The following is a 9,430-nucleotide window of genomic DNA, read 5'->3' on the forward strand; positions in this document are numbered from 1 at the left end:
TCAGGAGGTGTAGGGGCGTACGGCGCGGGCCTCGCGCAGTGCCAGGCCCCACCATCGGAGCTGGTCGAGCATCGTGCTGACCGCCTGGTCGTCGGGGGGCTGCGGGAGTTCCTCGACGAGGTTCAGACCGACCGAGTCCCGCAAACTCATCGCGTGCAGCTCGGTGAACACACAGCGCAGCTGCTCGGTGGCGTAGAGCCCGCGGCTGCCGTATCCGTAGGCCACGTAGCCGACCGGTTTGGCGTGCCACTCGTCGTAGGCGAAGTCGATGGCCTGCTTGAGGGAGGCGGAGAAGCTGCGGTTGTACTCGGGCGTGACCACGACGAATGCCTCGGCGCGGTCGATGTGCCGGCAAAAACGCGTCATCGATTCGGTGGCGGTGTGCGGGTAACGGGCCGGGAAGTCCTGGTAGTCGAGCAGATCGACGACGTCGAGCTCGAGGTCCTCGCGCTTGCCGGCCCGGTCGACGAACCACTCGGCGACCTGCTCGCCGACCCTGCCCTCCCGGGTCGACCCGACAAGGACGGCGACCCGCAGCGGCACCTCCGCATCGGTCCTCGTCATCGTCGCCCCCTCCTCGTCGGCTGAGTCCGGCCGTCCCGTGCGGCCCTCACCCTGAAGGCGCGCGTTCCGGCCGGGCAGCCGCCAGATCGAATCTGGCGGGACGCGTCTCGCGGCTCGGGGTGGGGCGGGGCCGGTGCAGCGCCGCGCGGTGGCACGGGACAGCACACCGTGGTACGGGTCCGTGCTCGGGTGGAGAGGGACGCGGGCGGGGTGTTTCCTTGAGTGAGGGGAGAACCCGCTCAGCCGCGGCAGATGCCGCGGATCCGGGAGAACCGGGAGGTCAGCGCGGTACGGGAGGTCCGGGCGTATCCGGAGCACCGGGGGACCACGGGAGAAGGAGGCGCGACGATGCCCGCTTCTGAGACCGGCACCAGCCAGCGGCCCCGCGCGAGCACCACCGGCGGCGAGGCCCTGCCACCCCCGTACAGCGCAGACGCGCGCGTACGGCCCTCGCGCGACCCCCACCGCCGGATCCGCCGCGCCCTGCGCACCGGACTCGGCGGCCTGACCGCAGCCCTCCTCGCCGGCGGCGGCCTGACAGCCGTCGCGGCAGCACCCGCCGCCGCGGGAACCTCGACCGTCACCGCACCCGCGCACGACTCCGACCCGGACCCCGACGGCGGCGGCCGCTTCGAGATCCACTGGGAGGGCAGCCTCGACCTGCAATGGGAGAACGACCGCGGCCACGGGCGCCCGAACTGGGGCACGGTCATCTCCGACTCGGACCTGAACCTCCGCTCGTCCCCCTACGCCGGCGCCTCCCGCGTCGGCACCCTGCCGCCAGGAGCCAAGGACCGCGTCAGCTGCCGCACCGACGGCGGCACCGTCCACGGCAACTCGTCCTGGTACTGGCTCTCCGGCGCCCGAGCGTGGGCGGCATCCGTCTACGTGGAAACAGAACGCCGCGTCCCCGAGTGCTGAACGCCCCCGGAGCGGCCTTCGAGTTGCCGCGCGGGGTGGGGCGGTGTGCTCTTGAAAGTACGGGGGGTCAGGTGGCCCGCGGGGCGATCCGGGGGCCGGTGAGAGGAGAGCCCCATGGCTCATGTGGCACCTGTAGCACCTCGCAGTCGGGCGGGCCTCGGGTCCTCGACCTGGATCGCGCCGGTCCTGGCCGTCGTCTACGGCATCTGGGCCGCCGGTATCCACCGCGACGCGGGCCCCATCACCTGGGGCAACGTGCTCTTCGGCGTAGTCGCGGGGCTGGCCGCGGCGGCGCTCTACGTCGGCCTTCGAAAGCTGGCGCCGGGCCTGCCGCGCGAGCTCCGCGCCGCGGCATGGGCAGCGTTCGCGGGCATCGCGTTCGGTTTCCTCTACAGCCTCACGGACGCCAGCATCCTCAGATCGGTGACGATGGCTTCCGTGGTCGCCGCCGGTGTGGGCGCGCTCGTGTTCTACCGCGCGTACACACGGGAGTAACGGCAAACCGAGCCGGGCCCGGCAACACCTCACACCCGCCCGGTACTTGAGGGCAAGGCCCGCCAGGGCCGTCGCGCTGCACGGGAAGTCCCGTCACAGCCACCACTCCGGCACGCCCCCCGAGGGCCGATACGCACAGGTCAACCCCGTGGAGACCGCGTCCCGCAAATGCGCCCCGAGCGCGGGATGCCGCGCATCGATCCGCCGCAGCGTGTCCCGGATGCGCGCCGTGACGGCCTTCCGCGCCCGCTCCGCCTCGTCCCCGAGCCGCCGCGCCCGCCCGCCGAGCCCCGCGGCGAGCCGCAGTTCGTCGAGGAGTGCCGCCCGCTCCCGTTCGTACTCCGCCGCGCGGTCGCTGTCGCCGACGGCCGCCGCCCGGTCGATCTCCTCGTCGAGGCGGTCGAGCCGGCGGCGGTACTGCCGCTTCGCCTCCTCGTCGAGCACCGCGTCCCCGCCGAGGCTGCCGGCCGCCACGGCCTCCGCACCGCCCTCGGGCGCGAGCAGCCGTACCGCCGGAATGTCGGTGCCGGGGCGGCTCAGGAGCGTCCGCAGGTCCTTGAGGCCCTTCGCGTCCGGCAGATGCACCGTCGTGCCCTCGTACGTCAGGTTCCACACGGGCCCGTCCGGCCGGAACTGGAAGCCGGTCACGGGCAGTTCGGCGGGCGGTACGAGAGACGCGGCCGGCACTGGAGCGAGCGACCGCAGCCCCGCGACACGGCGGACGACGTGACGCATGCCGAGCTCCGCCGCATCCCGCTCGACCTCGTCGAGCAGGCCGGAGGCGTCGCCGCCGGAGGCGATCCGCGCCTCGGCGAGCCGGGAGCGGGCCTCGATCGACCAGGGCCGAGCCGTGAGGCGCTCCGCACTGCGGTGGGCGCGCTCGAAGCCGTCGGCGGCGGCGTCCCACTCGCCGAGCGCGGCGTCGCAGACCGCCGTCCAGTGGGCGACGGGACCGCTGATGTCCCAGCCGAACATGGAGACCGCCCACTGCCCCGCGAGCGGTTCGAGCGCACGGCGGGCCGCGCCGATCAGCTCCGGATCGCCGGAGGCAGCCGCTGCCTGCGCCTGGAAACGCAGCCGCAGCGGCATGAAGCCACGGTCCGCGTCGGCGCCGCGGGAGAGCAGTTCGCGGGCGTGGGTGACGGCCGCATCGGTGTCGCGTGCGCGCTGCGCGAGCCGCGCCCCGTCGGGCCCGGACCCGCCGCCCGCATCGTCGCCCGGTGCCGGGTCGAGCCGACCGAGCCCCCGGGCCACCGCCGTACCGCTCGCCTCGATCGCGGTGATGCCGGCGAGCAGGCGGGGGGCCGGATGGTGGCGCTCGACATCGTGAGCGATCCGCGCCGCCTCGTCGGTCCTGCCCTGCAACAGGGCGAGATTCCACCGGTGATGCTCGAGCAGCGCGGTGAAGTGGAGGTACAGATTCAGCCCTTCGCCGGCCCCACGGCTCTCGGCGAGGAAACTCTCCGACTGCGCGAAGCGCCCGAGCAGCCCGGAGACGATCGACTGGTCGATGGCCATGCTGATGCCGGCCCGTGGCAGCCCCTGCTTCTCGCAGAACGCCACGTACGCGTGGTACGAGTCCAGGGTGCGCGGATCGCCCAGCTCGAGCAGGGCCACCCAGTGCAGGGCGCGCGCGAACATCTCCCCTTCGGGATCGCCCCTGCGCCGCGCGATGAGGATCAACTCCTCGATCAGCGCCATGCGTTCGTCCGCCGTGCCGGGACCCCAGATCGCGTGGTGCCGCGCCCAGAGGCTGAAGCCGAGCGCCTCGTCGTCCTCGTGCCTGCGGGCCAGGACGGCGGTGCGGATGCTGAGGTCCTGGGCGAGCTGTCCGGCCGCCCGGTCGGCTCCGGCCGGCCCCACCAGGCCCGCGTAGGCCTCGCGCAGCAGCAGGGCAGCGGCCTCGGCGCCGGCCGGATCGCCGTGGTAGGGATTCGCGTACGCGGACAGGGCGACGCGGGCGAGCAGTTCGGGCTCGCCCAGCTCGCGGGCCACGGCGGTGGCTTCGTCGTAGGTCGCCCGGGCCTCGACGGGCTCGTCGAAGTGGTCGAGGGCGTCCGCGAGATCGAGCAGGACGAGGACGCGTCCGCCTTGGTCCGGCATGCGCCGCGCGCATGCGTCGGCCCGCCGCAGCTGGGTCAACTGCTCCTCGTACGCGAGCCGCCCACCGGCGTCGCGCGCGGCGTGCCGCAGCATCCGCACGGCCGCTTCCGGCGCCACGGCGTCGCCGGCCAGGTACGCGTGGCGGGCCTGGTCGCTGGGGAGCACCTTGTCCGCGAGGGACGGTGCGGCCTCGATGGCGGTGACGACCGCCGCGTGCCGGGCGCCGGCCTCGGTCTCGTCGAACTCCTCCAGCAGCGTCTCGCGGACCAGATCGTGCGCGAACCCGAAGCGGCCGCTGCCGAGCGCGGTGACGAGCCGGGCCGTGACCGCCTGGCCGAGGAGCCGGTCCACATGGGCGACCGGGTCGCCCGCGACCGCGGCGAGGACCTGCCGATGGAACTCCCGCCCGAGCACCGAGGCGGTACCGAGCAGCCGGGCCACCGCGGGTGGCAGCAGGCCGAGCCGGTGCCGCACGGCCTCCCGTACGCCCGGGGCGATCGAGGAGACGGAGCCGCCGCCGGCCCACAGCCGGGCGGTCTGCTCGACGAAGAACGGGTTGCCGCCCGTCCTGCGCCACACCTCCGCGGCGAGCGCCGGTTCGGGGGCGCGGCCGGCGACGCGGGTGATCAGCTCGCCGGTCTGCTCCGTGTCCAGTCCGGTCAGGGCGAGGGTGCCGGCCTTGGCGGTGAGCGGGGCGAACTCGGCGCGCAGCGGGTGCCCTTCGGTCTCGACCTCGGCGTCCCGGTAGGTGCCGACCAACAGCAGCCGCTCGAACCAGGCGTGGCCCGCGGCGAATTCGAGGAGCTTCAGGGAGGCGCTGTCCGACCAGTGCAGATCGTCGAGTACGATCATCACGGGCTGCTCCTTGGACACCGTGACGAGGGCCGTGGTCACCGCGTCGTAGACCCGGAACGCGGAGCTCGGGTCGTCGAGCGGGCGGGCCTCGCCGAGCAGCGCGCCGAGGCTGCTGCCCGCCGCTTCCTGGGCGGCAGCGAGTGCGTCCTCGCCGACGGCGCGGCGCAGGCCGCGCACCACCTGGACCCACGGCCAGTAGCCAGGTGCGCTCTGCGAGGACCAGCAGGTGCCGGTGAGGACCAGGGCGCCGAGCTCGCGCGCGGCGCCCGCGGCCTCGGTGACCAGGCTGGTCTTGCCGATGCCCGCCTCGCCGGTGACGAGCACCAGACCGCCGTGGCTCTTGGCCGTGCGCTCGATGTCCGCGCGCAGCCGGGCCGAGGGGTGGTCGCGCCCGATGAGTACGGGAGTCATGCCTGCAGACGATAGGCGCACGCACTGACAACGAGCGCGCGATTTCCGCGGTGCCCGGTGCCGCTGCGGTCCGCACGCCGCCGCCGTGCGGTCCTCGCACCTCCGCCGGTACGGGCGCGGACCGCCCGTGGGCCCCGCACGCCGGGAGTCCTTCCCGGCAGCTCGAGTCCCACGGACGGTCCGCCCTGCCTCTACGCCCAGCTGTCCCCACGTTCAGCCGTGCAGAGCCGCCTCCTGCCCCGCGCCCGCGTCCGGCGCCGAATCCGAATCCGAATCCGTACCCGTACCGGTAGCGGCACCGGGGCCCGAAGGCCGCCGTGCGAGCCGCCCGGGCCACCAGAAGACGCGCCCCAGATCGAGGGCGAGAGCGGGGACCAGCACCGTACGGACCAGGAAGGTGTCGAGCAGAATGCCGACGCCGACGATCACGCCCATCTGGGCCATGGTCACCAGCGGCAGTCCGGCGAACACCGCGAACGTCGCCGCGAGCACGATGCCCGCCGAGGTGATCACACCGCCGGTGCTGGTGAGTCCTTCGAGCACGCCGCGCCGGTGGCCCAGCCGTCCGGCCTCCTCCTTCACCCGGTGCATCAGGAAGATGTTGTAGTCGATGCCCAGGGCGACCAGGAAGACGAAGCCCATCAGCGGGATCGACCAGTCGACGCCGGCGAACCCGAAGACGTGCTCGAAGAGCAGATTGGACCCGCCGAGCGCCGCGAGGAACGACAGCACGACGGTGGCGAGCAGCAGCAGCGGCGCGACGAGCGACCGCAGCAGCAGGATCAGCACCCCGAGCACGACCAGCAGCACGATCGGGATCACCGTGCGCAGATCGCGGTCCGCTGCCCGCTGGGTGTCGAGGGTCTGCGCCGTGGTGCCGCCGACCAGGGCGTCCGCCCCGTCGATCTCGTGGACGGCGTCCCGCAGCCGGTCGACGGTGTCCTTCGCGACCTGACTGTCGGGCGCGTCCTCGAGGACGACGGCGTACGACACCAGGGCGCCGTCAGGGGTGCGGTCCCCGTCCCGTACGGAAGCGACCCCGTCGGTGGCCGCGGCGGCCGCCCGCACGTCCTTGCCCCGGTCCGCCCCCGCGACGATCTCCGCCGGATCGGAGGCACCCGACGGATAGTGCGCGGAGATCCGCTCCTGGGCGACGACGGACTCGGGCTTGTCCTGGAACATCTCGGCCTGGCTCAGCCCCATCGTGATGCCGGTGGCGCTGAGCGCGAGCACGCCGGTGACGCCGACGGACATCAGCCAGGACCAGCGCGGCCTGCGGGCCACGGCCGCCCCGATCCGCGACCAGACGGTGCGGGCCTTGCGGGCGGGCGTGCCGTGCCGCGGCACGAACGGCCAGAACACCCAGCGTCCGGCGATCACGAGCAGCGCGGGCAGCACCGTCACCATCGCGAGGAAGGCGCAGACGACACCGACGGCACCGACCAGACCGAGCGAACGCGAGGAGTTGATGTCGGCGAACACCAGGCAGGCGAGTCCGACGGCGATGGTCCCGGCGGAGGCGAGCACGGCGGGCCCGGAGCGGCGCAGCGCGATGTGCATGGCGGTGTGCCGGTCCTCCTGCCGGTGCAGTTCCTCGCGGTAGCGGGCGATGAGCAGCAGCGCGTAGTCCGTACCGACACCGAAGACGAGGACCATCAGGATCCCGGCGCTCTGCGGGTCGACGGGCAGCCCGGCGTGCTTCGCGAGCAGATACGTGCCGACCTGTGTGAGGACGGCCGCGAAGCCCACGGACAGCAGCGGGAACAGCCACAGGATCGGGCTCCGGTAGGTGAGCAGCAGCAGGATCGCGACGACGCTGCCGGTGGCGATCATCAGCGTGGAGTCGAGGGTGTCGAAGACGGCGACCTGGTCGGTGAGGGATCCGGCGGGACCGCCGACCTCGATGTCCACGCCGGGCGGCGCGTTGGCGCCGGCGATGTCGCGCAGCTCGTCGATCCGGTCGGTCAGTCCGTCGCCCTGGTCGAGCGGTACGACCGTCATCAGGGCCTTGCCGTCGTCGGACGGTACGGGCGGGGCCACCTGCTCGCCCTTCGCGGCGAACGACGCGAACTCGGTGCGCTCGTCCGCGGCGAACTCGCGCGCCGCGGTGGCGTCGCCGGTGTAGACGACGACGGCGGGCATCAGCTCGTCGGTACGGAACTTCTCGAGCTCCGTGTTGACCGCGGCGGACTCGGCGCCCCGCGGCAGGAACGCGTTGGGCCCCGACTCCTCGACGTCGCCGAGCTTGCCCGCCAGGGGGCCGAGCGCGACCGTGGCGATCAGCCAGGCGGCCAGCACGAGCCATTTGGTCCGGCGGCCCGCGGGCGCGGTCGGGAGCCGCTTGATCCAAGCGGACATGGGTGGTCTCCTTCAAAGAGAAGTGGGTGTTCTGCGATGGGCTCGCGGGACGTGCTTCTGTTACGCACGGCCGGGAGTTGCCGCTCCCGGCCGTGCCTGCGCACGGGGAACTGCGGGGCCGCCTACTCGACCTCGCGCATCATCTTCTCGACCGAGGAGAGGGAGGCGCGGGTCTGCGTCATCTCCTCGATGGAGCGCCGGTGCAGCTCGATGTTGTCCTCGAGCAGCTGCTGGTACTTGAGGGCCATCTGCTTGTACTGCTCCTCGCGGGAGGCGAGCATGCGGGCCCGCCAGGTCGCGGCGATCTGCCACACGACCACGATCAGGAAAAGGAAGACACCGCCGGCGCCGATCGCTCCCGCCCAGTCTCCGCCGTTCATCCCGAGCTCTCCTTCACAGTTGTCTGGTGCTGCCGTCCGTCGGCCTCGTCGGCCTCCGGTCCGGCTGGTGCGGACGTGTCACGGGCCGCGGTGGGCGGTGGCTCGGTGCCCGGACCCTTGGGCTTCTCGTCGCGCGGAAGTGTGGGGGCCAGGGCCGCCACGAGCCCAGGCGTGAGCGTGTAGCTGAAGTCCACGAGCTCGTAGTACTTCATCGCCTTGCCGCTCTCGGACAGTTCGAGCGAACCGGTCACGAGCCCGGCGGCCTCCAGCCTCTGCAGGTGCATGTGCAGCAGGGGCCGGCCCATACCGATCTCGCGGGCCAGTGCGCTGACGTAGTTGCGTCCCTCGGCGAGGGCCGCGACGACGCGCAGCCGGTGCGGGTTGCCCAACGCCGAGAGGATCTTCAACAGCTCGTCCCCGGTGGGTACGGAGGCCTCGCTCATGCCTCCACGGTGGGCCCGCGCCCGCCACCTGTCAAAGGAACCTGACACATGTCGGGGAAGACTGGGGGGCTCTCAGGGATACCTCAGGGTTCACCCCTGAGGAGCGCGGGCCGGGAGTGCGGGGGACACCTGCGTGCCGCACCGGTGTGGCGGCTCCGAGCTCCTGGCCGGCCTCGCCTAGAAACTCCCCATGTGCCACTACTGCGGTTGCCGCGAGATCCCACTGATCAAGGAGTTCATCGCCGAGCACGAGCGCGTCACGGATGCCGCGGGTGACGCCGTACGCGCCCTCGACCGGGGCGACACCGACCGCGCCCACGCCCTCGTCGACGTCATGGCACGCGAGCTGACCACCCACTGGCAGGGCGAGGAGGACGGCCTCTTCGCGGTGCTGCGGGACGACCCGGAGTACGCCGACTACATCGAGGCCCTGGTCCGCGAGCACCGGGAACTGGCGGCCCTGCTGCCCCGGCTCGACCTCGCGGACGCCAGGGACGCGGCCACCCTGCGCGAGGCGGTCGACGAACTGCACCACCACATCGCCAAGGAGGAGGACGGCCTCTTCCCCGCCTCCCTCACGGCCCTCTCCGGAGCCGACTGGAACCGTGCGATGGCGGCCTGGCGCGCGGCCCACCCCGACGCGGCACCGACGAACCCCTGAACCCCCTGAACCCCCTGAACCCCCTGAACACGAACGAGCCGGCGCACCCCGGAGATCTCCGGAACGCACCGGCTCGCACCGATCACCCGGGCTGTCAGCCCGGGTCGGCGGGTCAGCTGGTCCAGAAGTCCCACCAGCGGGTCAGGATCAGCATGCCGATGATCCCGATGTGCAGCACCGGCAGCACCCACGTGAACTCGTCGAGGAAGGACCGCAGACCACGGGGAGCGGGCAGCAGT

At 72.8% G+C, this 9,430-nt stretch carries 8 protein-coding genes; 3 read left to right on the forward strand and 5 right to left on the reverse strand.

All coding sequences use genetic code 11. From position 1 onward, the window contains the following. Entirely contained in the window at positions 1–564 is a 564-nt protein-coding gene (locus DSC45_RS29165) for an NADPH-dependent FMN reductase (RefSeq protein ID WP_119294972.1), read from the reverse strand. A 348-nt stretch (positions 565–912) separates the two neighbouring features. Between DSC45_RS29165 and DSC45_RS35905 the strand changes: the two genes are divergently transcribed. Next, positions 913–1,485: an SH3 domain-containing protein gene (locus DSC45_RS35905; protein WP_162929373.1), complete on the forward strand. Its 573-nt coding sequence runs from the start codon at positions 913–915 to the stop codon at positions 1,483–1,485. Between the two features lie 114 nt (positions 1,486–1,599). Next, positions 1,600–1,980 carry a hypothetical protein gene (locus DSC45_RS29175; RefSeq protein ID WP_119294974.1) on the forward strand — a complete coding sequence of 127 codons (381 nt, stop codon included), beginning with the start codon at positions 1,600–1,602 and terminating at the stop codon, positions 1,978–1,980. Positions 1,981–2,073: 93 nt separating this feature from the next. Here DSC45_RS29175 and DSC45_RS29180 read toward each other — a convergent pair whose 3' ends face one another. From DSC45_RS29180 to DSC45_RS29195, 4 genes are all read right to left on the reverse strand, one after another. Beyond that, on the reverse strand, positions 2,074–5,349 hold the full coding sequence (locus DSC45_RS29180; RefSeq protein ID WP_119294975.1) for an ATP-binding protein: 3,276 nt from the start codon (positions 5,347–5,349) through the stop codon (positions 2,074–2,076). Between the two features lie 213 nt (positions 5,350–5,562). Further along, positions 5,563–7,707, reverse strand: a complete 2,145-nt coding sequence (locus tag DSC45_RS29185) for an MMPL family transporter (protein ID WP_119294976.1) — start codon at positions 7,705–7,707, stop codon at positions 5,563–5,565. 122 nt (positions 7,708–7,829) lie between these two features. Continuing rightward, complete coding sequence (locus DSC45_RS29190) at positions 7,830–8,087, reverse strand: hypothetical protein (protein ID WP_119294977.1); 258 nt, start codon at positions 8,085–8,087, stop codon at positions 7,830–7,832. Beyond that, entirely contained in the window at positions 8,084–8,530 is a 447-nt protein-coding gene (locus DSC45_RS29195) for an ArsR/SmtB family transcription factor (protein ID WP_119294978.1), read from the reverse strand. The genes DSC45_RS29190 and DSC45_RS29195 overlap by 4 nt, the downstream gene beginning before the upstream one ends. Before the next feature lie 190 nt (positions 8,531–8,720). Here DSC45_RS29195 and DSC45_RS29200 point away from each other — a divergent pair, with 190 nt between their 5' ends. Then, complete coding sequence (locus DSC45_RS29200) at positions 8,721–9,191, forward strand: hemerythrin domain-containing protein (RefSeq protein WP_119294979.1); 471 nt, start codon at positions 8,721–8,723, stop codon at positions 9,189–9,191. Positions 9,192–9,430: the final 239 nt, after the last annotated feature.

The sequence above is a fragment of the Streptomyces sp. YIM 130001 genome, from assembly GCF_003574445.1.
Lineage (GTDB): Bacteria > Actinomycetota > Actinomycetes > Streptomycetales > Streptomycetaceae > Streptomyces.

Bases quoted from the DNA above. Each gene is read 5' to 3' on its own strand.
- DSC45_RS29195 (WP_119294978.1), bottom strand. From the start codon at position 8,530: ATGAGCGAGGCCTCCGTACCCACCGGGGACGAGCTGTTGAAGATCCTC.
- DSC45_RS29190 (WP_119294977.1), bottom strand. From the start codon at position 8,087: ATGAACGGCGGAGACTGGGCGGGAGCGATCGGCGCCGGCGGTGTCTTC.
- DSC45_RS29200 (WP_119294979.1), top strand. From the start codon at position 8,721: ATGTGCCACTACTGCGGTTGCCGCGAGATCCCACTGATCAAGGAGTTC.
- DSC45_RS29175 (WP_119294974.1), top strand. From the start codon at position 1,600: ATGGCTCATGTGGCACCTGTAGCACCTCGCAGTCGGGCGGGCCTCGGG.
- DSC45_RS35905 (WP_162929373.1), top strand. From the start codon at position 913: ATGCCCGCTTCTGAGACCGGCACCAGCCAGCGGCCCCGCGCGAGCACC.
- DSC45_RS29165 (WP_119294972.1), bottom strand. From the start codon at position 564: ATGACGAGGACCGATGCGGAGGTGCCGCTGCGGGTCGCCGTCCTTGTC.
- DSC45_RS29180 (WP_119294975.1), bottom strand. From the start codon at position 5,349: ATGACTCCCGTACTCATCGGGCGCGACCACCCCTCGGCCCGGCTGCGC.
- DSC45_RS29185 (WP_119294976.1), bottom strand. From the start codon at position 7,707: ATGTCCGCTTGGATCAAGCGGCTCCCGACCGCGCCCGCGGGCCGCCGG.